23 protein-coding genes and 1 other annotated feature (1 of these 24 only partly in view) are annotated in these 19,560 nt (G+C 42.8%); of the genes, 15 read left to right on the top strand and 8 right to left on the bottom strand.

What is annotated here, in order from left to right; all coding sequences use genetic code 11:
- Positions 1-16, bottom strand: a binding site (T-box leader) (it extends 216 nt beyond the left edge of the window).
- A 241-nt stretch (positions 17-257) separates the two neighbouring features.
- The gene (locus ACFPRA_RS11750) at positions 258-1,847 is read left to right on the top strand and encodes a glutathione ABC transporter substrate-binding protein (RefSeq protein WP_381434441.1); all 1,590 of its coding nucleotides are present in this window, start codon (positions 258-260) and stop codon (positions 1,845-1,847) included.
- Positions 1,848-1,900: 53 nt separating this feature from the next.
- On the opposite strand, the gene ACFPRA_RS11745 is transcribed toward ACFPRA_RS11750, so the two are convergent.
- From ACFPRA_RS11745 to ACFPRA_RS11725, 5 genes are all read right to left on the bottom strand, one after another.
- Complete coding sequence (locus ACFPRA_RS11745) at positions 1,901-2,149, bottom strand: hypothetical protein (protein WP_381434438.1); 249 nt, start codon at positions 2,147-2,149, stop codon at positions 1,901-1,903.
- Positions 2,150-2,228: 79 nt separating this feature from the next.
- Positions 2,229-3,425 carry an alanyl-tRNA editing protein gene (locus ACFPRA_RS11740; protein ID WP_381434435.1) on the bottom strand — a complete coding sequence of 399 codons (1,197 nt, stop codon included), beginning with the start codon at positions 3,423-3,425 and terminating at the stop codon, positions 2,229-2,231.
- Between the two features lie 200 nt (positions 3,426-3,625).
- Positions 3,626-3,985, bottom strand: coding sequence for a hypothetical protein (locus tag ACFPRA_RS11735; RefSeq protein WP_381434432.1), 360 nt, complete (start codon positions 3,983-3,985; stop codon positions 3,626-3,628).
- A 153-nt stretch (positions 3,986-4,138) separates the two neighbouring features.
- Positions 4,139-4,897 carry a hypothetical protein gene (locus ACFPRA_RS11730; protein WP_381434429.1) on the bottom strand — a complete coding sequence of 253 codons (759 nt, stop codon included), beginning with the start codon at positions 4,895-4,897 and terminating at the stop codon, positions 4,139-4,141.
- On the bottom strand, positions 4,894-5,430 hold the full coding sequence (locus ACFPRA_RS11725) for an RNA polymerase sigma factor (protein WP_381434427.1): 537 nt from the start codon (positions 5,428-5,430) through the stop codon (positions 4,894-4,896). Before ACFPRA_RS11725 ends, ACFPRA_RS11730 begins: the two co-directional genes overlap by 4 nt.
- Positions 5,431-5,624: 194 nt before the next feature.
- Between ACFPRA_RS11725 and ACFPRA_RS11720 the strand changes: the two genes are divergently transcribed.
- Positions 5,625-6,173, top strand: coding sequence for an NADPH-dependent FMN reductase (locus ACFPRA_RS11720; RefSeq protein WP_381434424.1), 549 nt, complete (start codon positions 5,625-5,627; stop codon positions 6,171-6,173).
- Between the two features lie 77 nt (positions 6,174-6,250).
- Here the strand turns inward: ACFPRA_RS11720 and ACFPRA_RS11715 are convergent, their stop codons facing one another.
- Together ACFPRA_RS11715 and ACFPRA_RS11710 are read right to left on the bottom strand one after the other, a co-directional pair.
- Positions 6,251-6,814, bottom strand: a complete 564-nt coding sequence (locus ACFPRA_RS11715) for a GNAT family N-acetyltransferase (RefSeq protein WP_381434421.1) — start codon at positions 6,812-6,814, stop codon at positions 6,251-6,253.
- Between the two features lie 101 nt (positions 6,815-6,915).
- Positions 6,916-7,806, bottom strand: coding sequence for an EamA family transporter (locus ACFPRA_RS11710; RefSeq protein WP_381434418.1), 891 nt, complete (start codon positions 7,804-7,806; stop codon positions 6,916-6,918).
- A 176-nt stretch (positions 7,807-7,982) separates the two neighbouring features.
- Between ACFPRA_RS11710 and ACFPRA_RS11705 the strand changes: the two genes are divergently transcribed.
- The 6 genes from ACFPRA_RS11705 (at position 7,983) to ACFPRA_RS11680 (ending at position 13,773) form a co-directional block, all read left to right on the top strand.
- Entirely contained in the window at positions 7,983-8,921 is a 939-nt protein-coding gene (locus tag ACFPRA_RS11705) for a carbohydrate kinase family protein (protein WP_381434416.1), read from the top strand.
- A 247-nt stretch (positions 8,922-9,168) separates the two neighbouring features.
- A complete protein-coding gene (locus tag ACFPRA_RS11700; RefSeq protein ID WP_381434413.1) occupies positions 9,169-10,329 on the top strand; it encodes an ABC transporter substrate-binding protein in 1,161 nt (386 codons plus the stop codon).
- A gap of 132 nt (positions 10,330-10,461) precedes the next feature.
- Complete coding sequence (locus ACFPRA_RS11695; protein ID WP_381434410.1) at positions 10,462-11,346, top strand: branched-chain amino acid ABC transporter permease; 885 nt, start codon at positions 10,462-10,464, stop codon at positions 11,344-11,346.
- A 4-nt stretch (positions 11,347-11,350) separates the two neighbouring features.
- Positions 11,351-12,331 carry a branched-chain amino acid ABC transporter permease gene (locus tag ACFPRA_RS11690; RefSeq protein WP_381434407.1) on the top strand — a complete coding sequence of 327 codons (981 nt, stop codon included), beginning with the start codon at positions 11,351-11,353 and terminating at the stop codon, positions 12,329-12,331.
- A complete protein-coding gene (locus tag ACFPRA_RS11685) occupies positions 12,303-13,079 on the top strand; it encodes an ABC transporter ATP-binding protein (RefSeq protein WP_381434404.1) in 777 nt (258 codons plus the stop codon). Before ACFPRA_RS11690 ends, ACFPRA_RS11685 begins: the two co-directional genes overlap by 29 nt.
- Complete coding sequence (locus ACFPRA_RS11680) at positions 13,072-13,773, top strand: ABC transporter ATP-binding protein (protein WP_381434401.1); 702 nt, start codon at positions 13,072-13,074, stop codon at positions 13,771-13,773. Before ACFPRA_RS11685 ends, ACFPRA_RS11680 begins: the two co-directional genes overlap by 8 nt.
- A 204-nt stretch (positions 13,774-13,977) precedes the next feature.
- Here the strand turns inward: ACFPRA_RS11680 and ACFPRA_RS11675 are convergent, their stop codons facing one another.
- The gene (locus tag ACFPRA_RS11675) at positions 13,978-14,211 is read right to left on the bottom strand and encodes a hypothetical protein (RefSeq protein WP_381434398.1); all 234 of its coding nucleotides are present in this window, start codon (positions 14,209-14,211) and stop codon (positions 13,978-13,980) included.
- A 152-nt stretch (positions 14,212-14,363) separates the two neighbouring features.
- Here ACFPRA_RS11675 and ACFPRA_RS11670 point away from each other — a divergent pair, with 152 nt between their 5' ends.
- The 7 genes from ACFPRA_RS11670 to tatC all read left to right on the top strand — a co-directional run bounded on the left by ACFPRA_RS11670 (position 14,364) and on the right by tatC (position 19,553).
- The gene (locus tag ACFPRA_RS11670) at positions 14,364-14,798 is read left to right on the top strand and encodes a hypothetical protein (protein WP_381434396.1); all 435 of its coding nucleotides are present in this window, start codon (positions 14,364-14,366) and stop codon (positions 14,796-14,798) included.
- A 209-nt stretch (positions 14,799-15,007) separates the two neighbouring features.
- On the top strand, positions 15,008-15,415 hold the full coding sequence (locus ACFPRA_RS11665; RefSeq protein WP_381434393.1) for a hypothetical protein: 408 nt from the start codon (positions 15,008-15,010) through the stop codon (positions 15,413-15,415).
- Between the two features lie 139 nt (positions 15,416-15,554).
- A complete protein-coding gene (locus ACFPRA_RS11660) occupies positions 15,555-15,818 on the top strand; it encodes a hypothetical protein (RefSeq protein WP_381434391.1) in 264 nt (87 codons plus the stop codon).
- Positions 15,819-15,975: 157 nt separating this feature from the next.
- A complete protein-coding gene (locus ACFPRA_RS11655; protein WP_381434388.1) occupies positions 15,976-16,734 on the top strand; it encodes a gluconate 2-dehydrogenase subunit 3 family protein in 759 nt (252 codons plus the stop codon).
- Positions 16,735-16,748: 14 nt separating this feature from the next.
- Positions 16,749-18,461, top strand: coding sequence for a GMC family oxidoreductase (locus ACFPRA_RS11650; protein WP_381434385.1), 1,713 nt, complete (start codon positions 16,749-16,751; stop codon positions 18,459-18,461).
- A gap of 21 nt (positions 18,462-18,482) precedes the next feature.
- Positions 18,483-18,683: a twin-arginine translocase TatA/TatE family subunit gene (tatA, locus tag ACFPRA_RS11645; protein WP_381434383.1), complete on the top strand. Its 201-nt coding sequence runs from the start codon at positions 18,483-18,485 to the stop codon at positions 18,681-18,683.
- 12 nt (positions 18,684-18,695) lie between these two features.
- On the top strand, positions 18,696-19,553 hold the full coding sequence (tatC, locus tag ACFPRA_RS11640; RefSeq protein ID WP_381434380.1) for a twin-arginine translocase subunit TatC: 858 nt from the start codon (positions 18,696-18,698) through the stop codon (positions 19,551-19,553).
- The last annotated feature ends 7 nt before the right edge of the window (positions 19,554-19,560 follow it).

Raw genomic sequence — 19,560 nt, 5'->3', positions numbered from 1 at the left:
TTTTCATAGCCGTTATCAATATTGTCTACTAGGTTAGAATATTGAGTGTGGAATGTCAATCTAATAATAATAATCCTTTAGCCTTTTATAACCTTACTGGAGAAATTATTCTTTAATTTTCTAAACAATCAATTTACATTGTGTGAAAAAAGTTTTAAGATAATTCATAAAAGTAATTGTCCATTTTTCTTTTTCGTGGTATATTTCTTAAAACAGATTGATTTAGTATGTTTTAGAGAGAAACGGGGGAACTTCTTGTGATTAACAAAAGAAATTGGCTATTAGTCATTGGATTGCTATTAACTTTGGCTCTTGCTGCATGTGCAGGGGGCAGTGAAACTGAACAAGCAAGCGGAACGGGCAATGAAACGTCAGAAGGCGGGGATCTTGTACTTGCTGTCAAATCGGATGCGACTACGCTTGACCCGGCTGGATCGAATGACGTTCCATCAGGCAATGTACAGCATAATATTTTTAATACATTAGTGGAGCGTGACGCGGATAATAATATTGTTCCAAGTCTAGCGGAATCTTGGGAAGCAATTGATGACACAACGTATGAGTTCAAATTGCGCCAAGATGTTAAGTTCCATGATGGCGAAACATTCAATGCCGAGGCAGTGAAAGTGAACTTGGACCGTATCCTTGATCCCAAAGTTGCATCATCGAAATATAATACATTTGAAATGATCTCCAACGTTGAAGTTGTAGATGACTATACTGTCCGGATCACAACTGAATATCCGTTTTCACCAATACTGGCTCATCTTTCCCACGGTGGAGGGCGCATGGTGAGCCCGAAATTGATTGCAGAAGATTACGAGCAAATGAAAAACGGACGTGATGCGGGTTCTGTTATTTCTCAAAACCCGATCGGTACTGGCTACTTCAAGTTTGAAAGTTGGACACCAGGTACGGAAATTAAACTCGTTCGCAATGATGACTATTGGGGAGAGAAAGTCCACGTCGATACAGTCACATTTAAAGTTGTACCTGAAAGTGCCACTCGCCAAGCAGATTTGGAGCGTGGCTTCGTACACATCATCGATCCAGTTTCACCAAATGAAGTGGCAACATTGAACAACAGTGATTTCGCAACCGTTATTCAAACGCCTTCCACGGCACTTACCCATATCGGGTTTAATACGACAAAGGCGCCGTTCGATGATGTGAAAGTACGTCAGGCGGTTTCCATGCTAATCAATAAACAAGAAATTATTGATGGAATCTATGATGGCTTTGCGATTCCAGCCGAAGGTCCCCTTGCACCAAATTCATTTGGATATGCAGAGGACTTGAAGGGAATCGAATATGATGTAGAAGGGGCAAAAGCGTTACTGAAAGAGGCTGGTTACGAAGATGGATTTAAGATAGCACTTTGGACGAATGATAATCCGGAACGTGTGGACATCGCGGTTTACTTGCAAGATCTATTGAAAGATTTACAAATTGAAGTGGATATTCAACAAATGGAACTCGGAGCATATCTTCAGAATCTAAGAGCAGGTGATCATGATATGTATATGCTAAGTTGGGGGAATTCACTGGCAGATGGAGACAATGGCTTGTATAATCTTTTCCATTCATCCATGGCAGGCGCACCACCGAATGCGATGAACTATGGGTCGCCAGAGGTGGATGAGCTTCTGCAACGTGGCCGTCAAGCGACAGATCTAGAAGAGCGCAAAGAAATCTACAAAGAAGCACAGGAGCTTCTAGTGGATGAGGCACCAATGATATTCTTGAATTATCCGGAATATTTGACAGGCGTCAGCAACAATATTACAGGATTTGCAGTCGATAGTGCCAATACGTATCTATTACAAGACGTGAAATTTGTGAAATAAAGGATGTAAAAACTCCAGGATGGGCTGATGCCATTCCTGGAGTTTTCAATTTGTTAGGAGTGTTGCTGTGCTTTTGAAGGCTTTCCTAACTTTTGGGAAAGGAAGTAAGCTGCTGTCGCTGAAAAGAAAATCAACAATGTAGGTGTATAAGTCGGATCCATGAATACAACTTCCTGATGGGTTAGCTGTCCAGCTGAATAGATATCAGGTGTGTACAATGCTGTGAGAATCAGTCCTGATGAAACTTGGATCAGCAAATACAATGCTATAAAGCTTAAGATAAAGATTAGATACTTTTTCAATGCAATCACCATCCTTTCATCTACTTACGGGGTAACTTGACCTAAAGTTTCATCCATTTGCCAAAATGCTTATGGCGTGTCAATTTGATCCTACAAGTGATGTTTCCAACACTTGCAATAGTTCCTCGGCTGAGATGTTCCGTTCGCCGCCACCTTGGACAAATGCGTCATTGCCTCCACCTTTTCCGTTAAGAAGGGGAAGTGCAGCAGCTGAAACTTGTTTCATGCTAGTTGTCACAGTGTTACCACGCGCAGCGACAAACTGTAATTTATCCTCATTGTCTGCAACGAGCAAGGCGATAAGCTGCTCATTTTCCGCAACAAGCAGTTTAGCAAGTCTTTGTAACTGTTGGATGGTGCGCCCTGTAAATATCATTTTTACGAAGCCTTGTTGTTGTGCGTTTGCCAGTTCTTTTGCTTCGAAGGCCAATAACCTTTCCTCTGCCTCTGCTAATGCCTTTTCGAGCGAGTAGTTTGTTGCGAGTAACTTTTCCACTGCGTCACCCGCACCTTCTTCAGGTGCGCTGAGCAGACGGGATACTTTCGTCAATTCATCGTTTTTTCGATGTAATTGTTGCAATACGCGTCCACCACAGACGAAATGTACGCGTACTTTCTGTCGATGCTTTTCTGTCGATAAGATTTTGATGGCATTCACTTGCCCAGTTGAACTCGGATGTGTACCGCCACAGCCGTTGTAGTCATAGTCGGGGATGATGACCAACCTGATTTCATCCGTCACGGCGAGCGCTTTGCGAAGGGAATAGTGTTCGAGTTCGTCCTCCGTCACCCATTTCGTCTCAATGGGTCTATTTTCCAATATAATCGCATTTGCCCGTTGCTCGGCTGCCTCTAATTGCTCAGGCGATACTTCTTCCGCATCCAAATCGATGGATACCAGTTCTTTTCCTAGATGAAAGCTAATCGTCGGCAATTCGAACAGCTCGACAAATGCTGCGGTCAACATATGCTGTCCCGCATGTTGTTGCATATGATTAAAGCGACGTTGCCAATCGATGGCACCCTCCACTTGAACCCCATTATCGATCTTTTCAGCTAATGTATGACGGATTTCGCCATCCACTTCCTCCACATTGAGCACCGGAACGCTGTTCAATGTCCCTCTGTCCGATGGCTGCCCACCACCTTCCGGATAAAAAGCCGTATTGTCCAATACGACAAAGGGTTGTCCTTTTTCATCTTGTGAAGCTTTAATAACGCATGCTGTAAATGATTTACGGTACGGGTCTACATAATACAATCGATCTTTTAACATGACCACGGCTCCTAATGGGTTTTTAATTATTTTACCATGAAACGGGATGGAGCCACGGTATAGGTGGAAAGCCTTGATTTGCAAATAACTCATCGGGAAGCGCCAATAACACATCGTTTATGAGGGGGACTTCCAAATTTTGAGTAATGAAAATAGGCATTGAAAAAGGCATGGCCGAATATTAGCCATACCTTTTCTCTTCACTTAGCCCTTGAAAAAATCATTTGTTTAAACTTGGAAAAAGAAATCCGAGTTAATAATTGATTGTATGTCATTTGCCATTGTTTTTTAACAATCAGCGTCAAGCAGAGCAAGCTGAACAGAAGGATAAAAGAAATGATACTGGTTAACTTGAAGAAAATTGTTTCTTGAAAGCCGCCATAGCCGTTTGCGATGAGGAGGCTGGTGATGACGATCAAAGAGAGCACGGGCAGCAGTTGCGTAAACCGATCACAGTTCCTTTTTTGGAGAAATCGCATCATGTACGGCGAAACGAGCGCGATGATCGCAATATACAATAAGGCAATGAGTATGTCGATGATGAGTATGAATGTATCCATTTTCTTCAGAACCTCCTTCTATAATCAATTCTTTGATTCTGTTAAAGAGACAGACTATTAAATATATATACCCGTGCAATTCTATTATTATGCATTGTTGTTTTCGAATTTAGAATAATCGCGACTATCGTCTAGCTTGTTAGTACTATTTGCTCATTCAACAATTTCAAAGCTTTTCAACATATGGTGGAATCGGGCACCATGTCCTTCCGCAGCTTCGAGGAAGTAGTTTTCGGTAATGACATAGCTGCCTTCTTTACCGTTGCTAATGACATAAGCTGTGACGACTTTGCTGTTCCATTCGCTGCCTGTTGTGCCATGTAACCAATAGCCTTCAACCGGTTCTGTCACGGTTTCGACTGCACGTAATTCAGGGAAGGCTTTCTTAAATTCAGCTTCGATGTCGCTCAAAAGGTCTTCAGGTTTTGTGTCTGCAACTTGTTTGATTTCCATTGATACTTCTGGATATCTTTCAGGCAAAGGTTCAATCGTAGTGATGATATCCGCTTCTTCACCTTTGATCATTTTGTAGCGTGTTTCATCGACATAGATGACATAGTTGGAATTTGTTCCTTCGTTTAAATGGACATCGGTTGCTTCGTCTTGTCCTTCGATGCTTTGAATAATTTCTTTTTCCGGGACAAACATATCCTTGATCCCTTTAATGAATGCCATGCCTGTGTCCGTTGTTAAGCTGAATACGATGGCAAGGGCAGCGGCAGCTGTCAGGATAATGGGTACCGCACGATTTTTCTTTTTCTTTTTCATTTTCTTCACTTCTCCTTTCTTCGGTTTTTCTTCGCTGAAAAGTTCTTTTTCTAACGCAATCCAAATTTCATCTTGGAGGCCATGAGTATCTTGTTCGGTTCTTTTTTGCAATTCATCTTTTGCTCGTTTGTCGAAATCATTCATTGGGATCTTTCCTCCTTATCGATCAGGTCTAGCTGTTCTTTCAGCCGCTTTCTACCTTTGAATAACCGTGATTTCACGGTGTTGTGATTCAATCCGAGAATGTCGGCAATTTCCTTTTCCGTAAAACCTTTCACATACTTTAAAATGAGCGGGATGCGATGTCCGTCATCCAGCGCTTGAATCGTATCGTATAGATCAGATAAATGATCAAAAGATTCCACGGCTAGCGAAGCCTCATTTTCCAAGTCAGGATGTTCGTACTTGGAAAGAGGGGACTCCTTCTTGAGTAACCGTAAGCATTCATTTGTTAAAATCCGATAAAACCAAGGATCGAATGGCAGTTCTGGGTTGTAGCTGCCGATTTGCCGATAAACTCGGATGAATGTTTCTTGTACAGCGTCTTTCGCCATTTCCCGATTGCGTGTAATGGCGGAAGCGGTCCGGATGGCGTAGTCTGCATATGCTTCATAAAAAGCACGAAAGGCTTCTTTGTTACCTTGTTGAATGTTATGTATCCAATCATTTTTTTTCACTCAGTTTTCACTCCTTTCAGAACGACGTCCTGTTGTCGCTCTTACTATACTTACCCTCGAGCACGGGAAAAAGTTTTCGGAGGGGTGAAATTTTTTGTTAGATGGAAAAGCGAAGCATCGGAACGTATGTAAATGGAGGAATTGGTGTAAAGTAGAAACAGGTTTGGAAAAATAGGAATAGAGGAGAGATACATATGAAGATTGTGGCACTTGTTGGAAGCTTGCGGAAAGAATCATTCAATAAGCAGTTAGTGGAAACGATCGGCAAGCGATACAGTCATCTCTTTGAAGTGGAAATCGCCGATATCGGCATTCTTCCACATTATAATGAGGATGATGAGCTTAATCCGTCTGAAGAAGTCAAACAGTTTAAGAAGCAAATAGCGGATGCGGATGCGGTGATGATCAGTACGCCTGAATTTAACTGGTCTATTCCGGGGGCTTTAAAAAATGCATTGGATTGGACTTCGAGAGTGGAGCGTCCGCTTGTTGGCAAGCCTGTTTTGCCAATGGGCGTTTCACAAGGGGCGTTAGGAACAGTGAGGGCTCAATTGCATTTGCGTCAAGTGTTGACAAGCAATGTTGGCGCGAAACTTATGCCTCCTGCGGGCAATGAAATCTTCATCGGATCAGCTGGACAAAAATTCGCAGACGGTATGCTGACAGATGAAACGACGCTACAATTTTTAGATCAAGTGATCGGCAAATTTGTTGCTTTCGTGAAAGAGCAGGAAACGAAATAATTCTATCCATAACGAATGAAGACCGCTATTCGATTTCAAACGAAGAAATGGAATGGCGGTCTTCTATTTACATGGAATCAGATATGTTTCACCATATGATGAAACGGTTCGCCGATGATCGTCCATGGAGAGACAATTTCGTAACCGAGTCGTTTGTAGAGCCGGATGGCGGGTTCTTTTTGCGTTTCGACATTTAAAGCTAGTTTGGCGTAACCTTTTTGCTTGGCGAGTTCTTCCGTGAAAGTGAATAATTGAGTTCCGATTCCTTTGCCACGGAAACTCGGATCGATACAAACGGTGTCGATATACAATTCCCCTGGTAGCGACTCCGCATCGATTTTAGGAGTGTGGATACCTCTTTCCATCAGCCAAGTCGATAAATTCCGATCAAGGATTGGAGCATCTTCCCCTGTATACAGCACCATGATGCCCGCCATCTTGTCGTTCATCTCAGCAATATATGTATAAAGGTAGGAGTGCCGGTTGTCAGTTCGCTTGAACAGCTCACGCAACCTTTCTGTGACCTTTTCTTCTTCGGTTTCTCCGGTTAGCCGATTGGCAATGTCCCCAATTGCATCAATAATGAGTGGGACGGCTTTGTCCGCATCTGTTGGTTGTGCGGGACGTATATGAACGTTCAATTTGAAAATCTCCTTTTAACTATTATTGTTTTTATTATATCAAAAAACAATTAAGCAGAAAAAGAACAGCCCAATGCAGGAACAATGGGCTGTCCGAGAAGTTAGCTAGCGCGTCTTCTCAATTTACGCTCGGCAAGGGTCGGTAAGGTCATGCCGAATAAGATGATCAAGATTCCGATCACTTGAAGGAATGTAAGCTTCTCACTCAAGAGAATCACCGAAGCTGTAACGGCAACAGGCAATTCCATCGCACTTAAAATCGATGCGGTTGCTGTCCCGACTTTCGGCACGGCGATGGAAAAGAGATAAATTGGCACGACAATCCCAAACAAGCCGAGGATCAAACCGTACACCCATAGCCCTTCAGCGAACAATGTTCCGTTCCAAACGATTTCCGGGTTTTGGTAAAAACAGATGGCGATCGCTGCGAAAAAAGAGGTGAAAAGCAACCGTGTTTCTGTACCCATCCCCTCCACTTGACGTTGATTGATCATGACAAAGGAAGCGAAACTGATCGCTGAAGCCATTCCCCATGCCCATCCTTGCCATGGAATGCCACTTAAATCTGCATCGATGATACCCGCAGCCAAAATAGTCCCACCAAGAAGGAAAATGAGGGAAATGACCTCAACTCGTTTCGGTAATCGACGATTGGCGATACAGTCGAAGAGCATCCCAACCCATGTGAATTGAAACAGCATGACGACGGCAAGAGAAGCCGGCATATGCTGAACGGCTTGTCCGTATACTGTTCCTGTTGTCGCCGTAAATAAACCCGCTAAGATGAGGATATAACCTCCACCAAATTTTGGAATTTGACGTTTGATGAAGATAAAAATTAGCAACGCTATGAAAAAACCGACGAAATACTGACTTGTCACTGCCTCTGCCGCAGTGAAACCATCTTGAATCGCCAGTTTAATAATAGTTGAAAGTATACCGTAACTGCTTGCTGCAATGACGATTAGTAATGGATAGATCCATTGTTTCATTAAATGTGCCTCCTTTATTCCCGTACAACAGTATAGCACGGGAAGGAAGAAACTTGCAGGGCCGAGGTGATATGTGGATAATGTATAATTTCACATTATTGGTAAGCTTCAATCTCCTATCTTGTCGTAACCTTCCATGATAAGATATAGAAAATGAAATTGTAGGGAGTTTACAGATGACTGATGTAAGTAAAAAGCATGTCCTGATTTACGGCGATGCATTCGTCGATTATATAGCAGAAGACCAATCGAATTCGACATTCAAGACGTTTCTTGGCGGAGCGACGGTCAATGTAGCAGCTGGCATATCAAGGTTGGGGGCAGCATCGACTTTTATTACCGTTACAGGGGATGATGAAACGTCTGAATTTGTGCGTGAAGAATTGCGTAAAGAAGGCGTGGATCTATCTTACGCCAAACTTGAGCCGAATAAGCGGATCAGTGGCGTGTACGTCCATTTGACGGAAGACAATGATCGGATTTTTCATACGTATATCGATGAGACACCGGATATCCAAGTAGAATCCTCCGACTTGGATGAAAGAGCATTCCAGCAAGCCACCGTGTTTCATATTTGTTCCGGTACAATGTTTCATCCGACCGCATTAGAGACGACAAAGAAAGCGATGCGACTTGCGAAAAAAGCGGGAGTCTTTTTTTCGGTTGACGCAAATATTCGACCGCTGCGATGGAAGAGTGAAGAATTATGTCGCGAGACGATTTTATCCTTTGTTGAACATGCGGATCTTCTAAAATTGACGGAAGAAGAGCTGCTCTTTTTGATGCAGACGTCGACCCTTGAAGAAGGGATGGAAAAGATAGCGTTTTATCGTGTTCCAATTGTACTCATCACGGCTGGCGAACAGGGCACATTTGCATCGATCGATGACGAGATGACTCAAGTAGGTGTAGAGCCGGTTGAGCCGGTTGATACGACAGGGGCTGGTGACGCGTTTGTTGCGGGCATCCTGCGACAAATCCAGTTGAAAGGGTTGCCTGTGACCCGTGAGAAATGGTTAGACTATGTATCCTTCGGGAACAGGCTTGGTGCACTTTGTGCAACGAAGCAAGGCGCGCTATCGGCCATGCCAAGACTGGAAGAAATAGAAGAATGAGCCAATCCTCCCATTATAATAGGGAGGATTTTTTTGGGATTTCTGGAGGAGACTTTGAAAATCAGTTGTTCAGTTTCATGGCTAGTTATTTGTTAGGGAAAGAAAACGCTTTCATATTATTGCAATCTTCTAAAAAAAGTGATTGATTTTTACAATTTTGTAACAATGGCTATTTCAATTACTCCGCAAATGATGTATATTTAGAATTATTGTTATTTTACTATTATGTGAAAAGGATGGAGAATGCATGAATAAGAATATCAAACTGCTATTTTCAGCAATGATGGTATGTTTATTAGTCATCTTAGCTGCATGCGGAAACGATACGAAAGACACAGGTGGTCAAGCAAACGAATCGAATTCGGATGGACCAGTAAAAGCGACGGTGGGAGTTATTTCCTACTTGACGGGATCTGGAGCAAGTTATGGCGAAGCCATTACAAATGGTCTTAAATTGGCTAACGAAGAATTAAAAGCGGCAGGGGAAGTCGATATTGAATTAAAAATTGAAGACTCTGCTGGAAAACAGGAAGAAGCTTTGACTGCAGCGCAAAAACTGATGAACTCGGATAATGTCGATGCAATCATTGGGCCAACACTTAGTACGGAAATGTTCGTTGTAGGTCCGGAGGCAGAATTGAACGGTGTGACAATTCTTGGTACGTCAAATACAGCTGAAGGGGTTCCTCAACTTGGAGATTATGTTTTCAGAAATTCAATCCCTGAGACGATGGCTATTCCTGCCGCTGTAGAAAAGGCGATTGAGAAGTATGATGTGAAAAAAGTTGCGATCTTGTACGGAAATGATGATGTATTTACAAAAGCGGGCTACGATGTGATGAAACAAGTAGCCGAAGACAAGAATCTGGAAGTTGTAACAACTCAAACATTCCAACTTAATCAATCTGACTATAAACCACTGTTGACAAAAATCAAAAGCTTGGAACCGGATCTAATCCTGGCATCTGCATTGTATAACGAAGGTGCGGTTATTTTGGACCAAGCACGAAAAATGGGTATTGATGTACCGTTTGTTGGAGGAAATGGATTCAACTCACCGGAAGTGATCACGATTGCAGGAGATGCATCCAACGGGTTGATCGTTGCGACACCTTGGTTTGCTCAAAAAGATGATGAAAAAGTGAAGAGTTTTGTTGAAAAATACAAAGAAGCTTATGGTGTAGAGCCGGACCAGTTCGCTGCACAAGCGTACGATGGATTGTATTTGATCGCTGAAGCGATTAAGAACGCAGGTACGAATGATCGTGATGCGATTCGTGATGCACTTGCAGAAGTTAAAGATTTTGAAGGTGTACTAGGGATGATGTCATTCGATGAAGAAGGCGATATCGTAATGGATCCGACTGTCTTAATCATTGAAGGCAACAAATACATCGAATTTGAGTGATCGATCAGCAATCAGGTTGTAGAAAGTTACAGCCTGGTTGTATTCTTATTTATTCGACTAAATCTTTTGGCCTCATAACTGGAAATAATGATTTCCGACGATGGAATTGAACATGGAGAAGGAGGGGACATTTTGTTAATTGAACAATTAATAAACGGTTTGACATTAGGGAGCATCTATGTCGTTGTTGCCCTCGGGTATACGCTTGTCTTTGGGGTCTTGAATATTGTGAATATGGGACATGGAGAAATTTTCATGTTCGGTGCTTTTATGGGCGTTGTGGTGACGAATAGTTTAGGGCTCCCCTTATATGTTGCATTTATCATCGCTATTGTGGTGACTGCGATATTAGGTTATTTTCTTGAACGTTTTGCTTTGCGACCATTGCGTGGCAAAGAAGGCGTATCGCATTTGGCACCACTCATCAGCACGATCGGGGTGTCCATTTTTCTTGAGAATGCGGCCCATCACCTGTTTGGAGCAGGAAATAAGCCGTTCCGGACAAGTTTTTCGGATATGAGCTTTACTGTCGGTACGACGACAATCTATTATGTACAAATCTTGATTTTCGTCATTGCCATTTTATTGATGGCAGGGTTGATGTTTTGGCTTTCTAAGACCAAAGCGGGAAAAGCGTTGCGTGCCAGCGCAGAGGATTTGTCTGTTGCGAGTTTACTTGGTGTGAATACAAAAAGGATGATTACGCAAACAGTCATCCTAGCATCCGCAATGGGTGGAATTGCCGGAATTCTAGTAGGGCTTGCCTTCAACTCAGTAAACCCTCAAATGGGTCTTTCATTTGGTTTGAAAGGGTTGGCTATCATTATTCTCGGCGGTTTAGGAAACGTTCGTGGCGCCATGGTTGGCGGACTGATTTTAGGTCTTGCGGAAACATTCGTAGTAGCCTACGGCGATTCGGGCTATCGGGATGCGATTGCTTTTATCGCTATTATCGTTATTTTAATTGTTCGACCACAAGGAATTTTTGGTACAGCAACATCAGGGTCAAGGGGGTGAGGACATGTTAAGCGAGCTAATAAACCCATATTATTTACAAATTGCATCGTTTATTCTATTGAACATTATTCTAGGTGTTAGTATTTACATAACGCTCGCAACTGGACAACTATCGTTGGGGCATGCGGGTTTTATGAGTATTGGCGCTTATACGTCAGCGATTCTTACATTAAATCATAATGTACCGCTCGTTTTAGGGATATTGATTGCTGCCATTTTCACAGGTCTAATCGGCGTACTCATCGGTTTTCCGGCTTTGCGGTTGCAGGGGGTCTATCTTGCCATCGCAACACTTGGATTCGGGGAAGTTATTCGTGTACTCTTCGTCAACTGGGAAGGCCTTACAAATGGTGCAATTGGTATCTCAAGAATTCCTCACTTAGGTAGGGAAATTTTAAGTTTTAGTCAGAGTATCGGTATTGAGCCGGCTGCATTCGGATTGAGGAACAACCAATTCATCAGTCTTTCTGTTTTTCTATTATTGCTGATTATTAGTATTGTTGTCATTTGGTTCTTTATCCGTCAAAATAACTCGAGAATTGGACGGGCATATGCATCGATTAAAATGGATGAGCAAGCATCAGAAGCGATGGGCATTAACATTACATATTATAAGATTCTTGCATTTGGCCAAGGGGCACTACTTGCCGGTTTTGCCGGAGCGTTGTACGCGCATATGACGGCATATATCAGTCCATCAGATTTTGACTATCATCGTGCTGTTGAAATTTTGATATTCGCGGTATTCGGTGGGAGCGAAGTCATTTGGGGACCAATTTTTGGCGCAGTTTTCCTGTCGACTTTACCAGAGGTATTGCGTGCAGTGAGTGAATATCGTTTCATGATTTACGGTGCGTTGATCGTCTTTATGATGGCATTCCGTCCACAAGGGTTGATTGATATGAACGTCATGAATTGGTTCAAACGTTCGAAGTCGAAGAAGAAGGAGGGAAAACATGGTACTGGAAGTAAAGAAAATCAGTAAGAATTTTGGTGGGATCCAGGCGCTGACAGATGTTTCTTTTTCGATTGAACAAGGGGAAGTCATTGGGCTGATCGGTCCGAATGGTGCTGGGAAAACAACGATGTTCAACATGATTACCGCGATGTTCCCTCCAAGTTCCGGCGAGATTATTTTTATGGGAAAATCACTTTCAGGTTTGAAACCGCATGAAATTACGAAGCTCGGTATTTGTAGGACCTTCCAGAATATCCGGTTGTTTTCGGATTTGACTGTCCGTGAAAACGTGATGGTCGGCAATCATTGCCGATTGACAACAGGTGTATGGCAAAGTGTTTTCCGCACGAAACATCAAAAACAGGAAGAGAAGAAAGTGCTGGAGAAAGCGGACGAGATTTTAGAAATTGTTGGCTTATTGGAACATAGTCAAACGATCGCTAAAAATCTATCCTACGGGCAGCAACGCCGTTTGGAAATTGCAAGGGCATTGGCAAGTGATCCAAAACTATTGCTTCTTGACGAGCCAGCTGCTGGGATGAATGAAAAAGAGACGAACGATTTATTTGATTTGATCACGAAAATAAAGTCGCTAGGTATTACCGTGTTATTGATCGAGCATGATATGCCACTGGTCATGCGGATATGTAGCCGACTTGTCGTCTTGAACTTTGGTGAGAAAATAGCAGAAGGTACGCCGGACAGTATTCAGACCAATAAAGAAGTCATTGAAGCCTACCTCGGAGTTGAAGAGGAGGAAGAAGAACTTGCTTAAACTACAAAATGTCAGTACGTATTATGATAAAATCCAAGCGATAAAAAATGTCGATATTGCCGTGGAAGAAGGAACTGTCGTTACAATTCTCGGTGCCAACGGTGCTGGGAAGACGACGACGATGAATACGATTGCAGGTCTGTTAAAGCCGAAAGAGGGAAGTATCCATTATTTAGGTGAAGACGTGACGGGACTGCGGCCGGATCAATTGCTAAGAAAAGGACTTGCGCTTGTACCGGAAGGTCGGGGAATTCTATCTTCCATGACGGTGATGGATAATTTGGAAATGGGCGCTTATCATCGAAATGACTCCGAAGTGGGGGCAGATTTAGAAAAGGTGATGAAGCGATTCCCGATTTTGAAAGAACGGAAATCACAATTGGGCGGGACTTTATCTGGCGGTCAGCAGCAAATGTTGGCCATTGCACGAGTGATCATGTCCAGACCAAAGCTATTGTTATTGGATGAACCTTCCATGGGACTGGCACCTCTTATTGTGGCGGATATCTTTAAAATCATTAAAGAAATTAGCGAAGCTGGAACGACAGTCCTACTTGTAGAGCAAAATGCAAGGCAGGCTTTGAAAGTCGCAGATTATGGCTACGTTCTGGAAACAGGACGGGTCGTCGCAAGCGGAAATGCAAAGGAACTATTGCAAGATGATACCATCCAGAAAGCTTATCTGGGTCATTAAGATCGGAGAGGTTAGCATGAACGGAAGTGAACCTGAGTTTTCCGTTAGGTCGAAAAAGTGACAGTGAAAAGCATTTCCCGGGAAATGCTGACACTTCTCGACAATTTTCATGATGATCTATATATTGATAAAAGCTATGCAGGCTCCATTGAGGAACTTGCATAGCTTTTTATCGTTGTTTGGCTCTCGATAATGGATGCGTCTTTAAGAACCGGGGTATTTCTCAGAACTAGAAGATTTGCTTTTTGTATCATGATGGACCTTTTCTTCACGGGTTTCGATTTTTAAGTCTTCAAGTGGGATGGGATCGACCGTTTGCATATCTTCATGCATATCGTAAATACTCTCTTTATCTGTGCGGAGATTCTCGGGATTATCCATATATGGACCATCTGCATCTTTTCTATCTCTTTCAGTGAACACTTTTTTCTTGTTCAAGGACACACACTCCTTTCAAATGGTGTAATTGCCTTAACACCTTTATACTATACCGTTCACTTTTTCGGACTTAGCTAAACATTTTTGCTGATTTGTTTCTAATTTGTATGGATGGGTACAGTAAAAAAAGATTGTATGTGAAGGAGGAACTGATGAACTTGGCTACTAAAAAGCATGTAGGCACCTTTCATTCGGTTGACACGGTTCTTTATAAAATTACTGAACTTGGATCACAAGGCTTTGCAGAAAATCAAATTTATGGGGTTTCGGGTGTTGACGATATGATTGCGATGTTAGAAGGGGAAACGGAGATTGTGCTTAAGGGCGGAAATGGGAATGAGCATGTGAAGGATATATTGATGCGCATGGGTTTCTCCAAGCAACAAGCCGAAGTTTACTTCGAAGAAGTGAAAGATGGTGGCGTTGCCTTGTTTGTGGAAGATGAGCAATTCGATTCAAATGGTAGGCGAGAAGAGATGGATAGTTCGGCGGAGATTGGATTTAGTGGAGAACAATTGGATGGACAAAACCATCAGCAACAAGTGATTGAAAATACAGTCCCACGAATTGACACGAGAAATTTATAATCGTATTCAAATAGGAAGTTTTAGCTTAGATAACAGTTCGATAGTGATCATTAGATACTTTTTCCTTTTGTCGAAATGCCAGTGTATGGTTATTGCAGAAAAAGTCCAGTAATTTTTAAATTTAATGGAAATACAATAAATCATATGTTCCATTTATCTAAAAATTATGTATAATTAGATACAAACCGACAAAAAGGGGGGAGGCTGGAATGATAAGAAGGGGGCGATTTGCACGATGGGATAATCGGGAATTCGAAATTGTATCATATAGGCGGCAATACTATTTAAAATCAAATGATCCATCAGATCGACAATGGGGATTTCAGGTGATGAATGGCAGGCAAGAAATGTTTTTCAAACCGATCTTGGTAACCGATTTGGAGGATGCATATGAAATTATTCCATACGTATTTATTTCAGGTTATCGATTTGCAATCGAAAGCTACAATGTGGAAACAGGGATGCTTACGCTTGTAACGAACAATCCGTTTGTTCAAAAAAAGATACCTGTACGCCCCCAAGGAAAATATGAGTATATAATAGATGTTTCGGTACATGAATTGAAAATTGAAGAGGACCGAATCCCAATACTTGGATTTGATAGCTCTTATCCTTAGGAGTGCCTCACTCATCTTCCGTACAAATATTCACCTTTCCTTCATGAAAAGAATGGCTAGTACAGAAAAGTATTTTTCCATAAACTCAACGCATGAAATAGGGCGATATTTGCAATAATGAGGAAGAGAGGTAAGGAAAATGAATTGCCAAACAATCCATGATGGAGGGGTTAAAATGATTACAGATTTTAAGGTGCGAAAAGAAATATTTGAGGATACACAATATGAAACCTTACATTTTGAGTTGATGTTGGATGGGAAGGAATATCAAGGGCATTATAAAGATGATGAAGTGAATTGGTTTCAAATGCAGCCTTCCCAAGACGCTCATGAGATTTCTATTGATGAATTGGAAGATGAAGTAAGAAATCGTCTTCGAGATTGGAAAGAAATCGAACAGTAAGTATACAGAAAACAATTGCGAGAGGCTATCCATAGCGGATAGTCTCTTTTCTCTGCTAATAAATCTTTAAAAAGGTATGAAATCAATATTAAAATGGCATGCTTTCATGTAGGAATCTGTCTCTATATGGATGTTAATGCGAAGGAGAGGATAACAGATGTCGAATGATAAAAAAGGATTATCAAGAAGAGATTTCCTAAAAACGACTGGTATCGCTACAGGTGCCCTCGTTGGTGGGGGGCTCATTGGAGGGCTTGTTGGCTACAACGTGAACAAGGAAGGACAAGTGGCCGGTACAAAGGGAACCACGGGCGTTAACGAACAACATGAAGCAGCCATCAACCGTGGTCTAATGTTCTTTCAAAAGATGGAGGATTTCAATGTGCTGTCTCAGGCGGTCGAGCGGATTTTCCCGGAGGATGATCTCGGACCTGGTGCCATTGGGTTGGGCGTACCGTTTTTCATTGACAATCAACTAGCGGGTAATTACGGGAGCAACGTGAAGGAGTATATGCACGGACCGTTTTTTGCCGGTGAATCGACACAAGGGTATCAAAGCAGACTGACCCGCGCTGAAATGTTCATGCAAGGGATTCACAAGATGAATGAGGAAGCGCAACGCCGTTTTGATAAAAATTTCGTTGACTTGGAAGGCGCCCAGATGGATGAAATCTTGACGGCATTCCAAAAAAATGAAGTAGAGATGAAAGGTGCGTCGTCGGAATTCTTCTTTAAGCTTCTTCGACAAGCGACGTTAGAAGGCGCCTATGCGGATCCAATTTATAACGGCAATATCAATATGGATGCTTGGCGCATGAAGGAGTTCCCGGGGAACCAGATGACCTATTTGGCTCATATTGAAAAAGAGGAATTCATGAAATACGATCCAGTTTCGCTGAGCAATATGGAACATTAAAGGGGGAAAGAACAATGGCAACTACGTTAGATAAGGTAGATGTTGTGACAGTCGGAGTTGGATGGATGGGTGGAATCATCGGTGCCGAATGTGCGAAAGCCGGTATGAAAGTGTTGGGGCTTGAGCGGGGGAAAGAGCGTGGTACCGCAGATTATTTAATGATTCATGACGAATTCAGATATGGGATTCGCTATGATCTCATGCAGGATCTCTCGAAAGAGACCATTACTTTTCGGAATGATCGAAAAATGCGTGCGCTTCCAATGCGACAGATGGGATCTTTTCTTCTAGGAGAAGGCCTCGGTGGTGCGGGAACACATTGGAATGGTCATAACTGGCGTTTCCTTCCATATGATTTTGAAATTAAGACGATGACAGATCAAAAGTATGGAAAAGACAAGCTCTCAAGTGACTATTTGCTTCAAGATTGGGGAGTTACATATGACGAGCTGGAACCTTATTTCGATAAGTTCGAAAAAACCGCCGGCATATCAGGGGAGGATACCAATCCTTTTTGGGGGAAACGTTCGTCTGATTTTCCAACGCCCCCGATGAAAAAGACACCCATCTTAAAAAAGTTTGAGACTGCAACGAGCAATCTTGGTTATTCTCCTTTCATGTTGCCGTCCGCCAATCTATCCGAAGCGTACACTAACCCTGACGGTGAGTCGATTGCTCCATGTCAATATTGTGGTTTTTGCGATCGTTTTGGCTGCGAATATGGAGCGAAGACATCTCCTGAAATCACAGTGATCCCGACGGCAAGGAAAACAGGAAACTACGACGTCCGTTTCCATGCGAATGTTGTCGAAGTGTTGAAAAAAGGCGATAAAGTGACAGGCGTGAAGTATATTGACACACAGACGGGCGAGGAATTTATCCAGCCGGCTGAAGTGGTCGTTCTTACAAGTTATGTCATGAATAATGCGAAACTGCTGATGGTGTCGGGAATCGGTAAAGTGTATGATCCGGATACCGGAAAAGGAACACTTGGCAAAAACTATTGCTACCAGATCCTTCCTGGAGCGACAGGTTTCTTTGAGGAAAAAATGAATACCTTTATGGGCGCCGGCGCATTGGGAATGACGATTGATGATTTTAATGGGGATAATTTCGATCATAGTGATCTGGATTTCATTCACGGGGCAAGCCTCTCTCTTACACAACCCGGAGTGAGACCGATCGCGTTTAATCCGCTACCGCCTGATACGCCTGCATGGGGACCAGAATTCAAGAAGGCGTCGATTTATAATTTTACGCGCACACTCAGTGTAAGCGGCCAAGGGGCGTCGATGCCACATAAGGAGAACTTCCTGTCACTGGACCCTGTTTACAAAGATGCATACGGAGTTCCGCTACTGCGTTTAACGTACAATTTTACGGAACAGGACCGAAACTTGCACAAATATCTTACTGAAAAATGTGTTGAAATCATACAGGAAATGGGTGCAAAAACAGCCGTGCCCGGAAACCCGCTGACGAATTATGACATAGTCCCTTATCAGACGACACATAATACCGGTGGGACCATTATGGGAACGAGTCCGGATAACAGTGTTGTCAACACACAATTACAGCATTGGGATGCGGAAAATCTGTTTGTCATAGGCGCTGGGAATTTTACACATAATGGTGGCTATAATCCAACAGGTACGATCGGTGCGCTTGCGTATCGCGCTTCGGAAGGAATCTTAAAATACAGTAAAAACGGTGGATCGCTTGTATGATTTGGAGAGGAGGTTTGTCTGATGAGCTTAGCAAGTATTGGTGTCCCTGGTTTAATCATCATCCTTGTCATTGTCCTGATCCTGTTCGGACCGAGAAAATTGCCAGAAGTCGGTTCTGCGGTCGGGAAGACCCTTGCGGAATTCAAGAAATCGGCACGGGATATTTTGGACGAAGAAGAACAACCGGCCGCTAAGGAAACGAAGAAAACGGACCAACTATAAGCAGGTGATAGGATGGATCCATATGGAGATCAGAATCGCAAAATCATAAGTCCGCTTGATAAAGCCGAGACGGTGGAAAAGGCAGTTGAAGCGGAGATTGAAGCTGTGGAAAGTACCAACATAGCGTTGGAGACACAAGAAGAACCAAAAGAGCAGGAACAGGAGTTGGAGACGAATCCGACAATTGTCGAACATCTTACAGATCTACGAAAGCAGCTCGTAAAAGGTGCGGCTGCTTTCCTGCTCTTCTTCATCGTCGTTTTCTCGACCATTAATTTTTGGTTTCCGTACATTACCCGGGGCCATGAGCTCGTCATTCTTGGGCCATTGGAAGTTGTGAAGTTTTATATGTCGATTTCCATGGCGCTTGCCTTAGGGCTTTCATTGCCGTTTCTTTGTCATTATCTTTGGCAATTTGTCAAACCGGGATTGAATGAACGGGAAAGCAAATTTCTCAGTCTTTATTCACCTGTGATGTTGTTGCTTTTTCTCGTTGGTGTCGCCTTTGGCTATTTTGTCGTCAATCCGCTTAGTTATCATTTTCTTATTTCGCTGGGCGCTGTCAACTTCAATGTGATGGTGTCGGCACAGGAATACGTTCGTTTCTTGCTGATGACGACGATGCCGATTGGGATCTTGTTCGAGTTGCCGATTGTCACGTTGTTCTTAGCGACAATCGGTTTGCTCACTGCAGAATCCATGCGCAAGGTGCGAAAATGGTCGTATCTTGCGATTGCCATTATTTCAGCGTTGATCACGCCGCCGGATTTTGTGAGTCAGCTGATCGTACTCATTCCGATGGCACTGCTGTATGAAGCCAGTATCTATATCGTGCTGTATGCAGAGCGGCGGAATACCGTGGCCAATTAAAGGCGTA

This window comes from Sporosarcina soli, assembly GCF_042655805.1.
GTDB lineage: Bacteria > Bacillota > Bacilli > Bacillales_A > Planococcaceae > Sporosarcina > Sporosarcina soli.
The sequence above is the reverse complement of the archived record's forward strand: the minus strand, read 5'-3'. Positions and strand labels throughout refer to the sequence as shown.

Coding starts and splice junctions, on each gene's coding strand:
- ACFPRA_RS11740 (WP_381434435.1), bottom strand. CDS start 3,425: ATGTTAAAAGATCGATTGTATTATGTAGACCCGTACCGTAAATCATTT.
- ACFPRA_RS11655 (WP_381434388.1), top strand. CDS start 15,976: ATGTCGAATGATAAAAAAGGATTATCAAGAAGAGATTTCCTAAAAACG.
- ACFPRA_RS11735 (WP_381434432.1), bottom strand. CDS start 3,985: ATGGATACATTCATACTCATCATCGACATACTCATTGCCTTATTGTAT.
- ACFPRA_RS11700 (WP_381434413.1), top strand. CDS start 9,169: ATGAATAAGAATATCAAACTGCTATTTTCAGCAATGATGGTATGTTTA.
- ACFPRA_RS11710 (WP_381434418.1), bottom strand. CDS start 7,806: ATGAAACAATGGATCTATCCATTACTAATCGTCATTGCAGCAAGCAGT.
- ACFPRA_RS11730 (WP_381434429.1), bottom strand. CDS start 4,897: ATGAATGATTTCGACAAACGAGCAAAAGATGAATTGCAAAAAAGAACC.
- ACFPRA_RS11660 (WP_381434391.1), top strand. CDS start 15,555: ATGAATTGCCAAACAATCCATGATGGAGGGGTTAAAATGATTACAGAT.
- ACFPRA_RS11685 (WP_381434404.1), top strand. CDS start 12,303: ATGGTACTGGAAGTAAAGAAAATCAGTAAGAATTTTGGTGGGATCCAG.
- tatA (WP_381434383.1), top strand. CDS start 18,483: ATGAGCTTAGCAAGTATTGGTGTCCCTGGTTTAATCATCATCCTTGTC.
- tatC (WP_381434380.1), top strand. CDS start 18,696: ATGGATCCATATGGAGATCAGAATCGCAAAATCATAAGTCCGCTTGAT.
- ACFPRA_RS11665 (WP_381434393.1), top strand. CDS start 15,008: ATGATAAGAAGGGGGCGATTTGCACGATGGGATAATCGGGAATTCGAA.
- ACFPRA_RS11720 (WP_381434424.1), top strand. CDS start 5,625: ATGAAGATTGTGGCACTTGTTGGAAGCTTGCGGAAAGAATCATTCAAT.
- ACFPRA_RS11650 (WP_381434385.1), top strand. CDS start 16,749: ATGGCAACTACGTTAGATAAGGTAGATGTTGTGACAGTCGGAGTTGGA.
- ACFPRA_RS11705 (WP_381434416.1), top strand. CDS start 7,983: ATGACTGATGTAAGTAAAAAGCATGTCCTGATTTACGGCGATGCATTC.
- ACFPRA_RS11690 (WP_381434407.1), top strand. CDS start 11,351: ATGTTAAGCGAGCTAATAAACCCATATTATTTACAAATTGCATCGTTT.
- ACFPRA_RS11670 (WP_381434396.1), top strand. CDS start 14,364: ATGAACTTGGCTACTAAAAAGCATGTAGGCACCTTTCATTCGGTTGAC.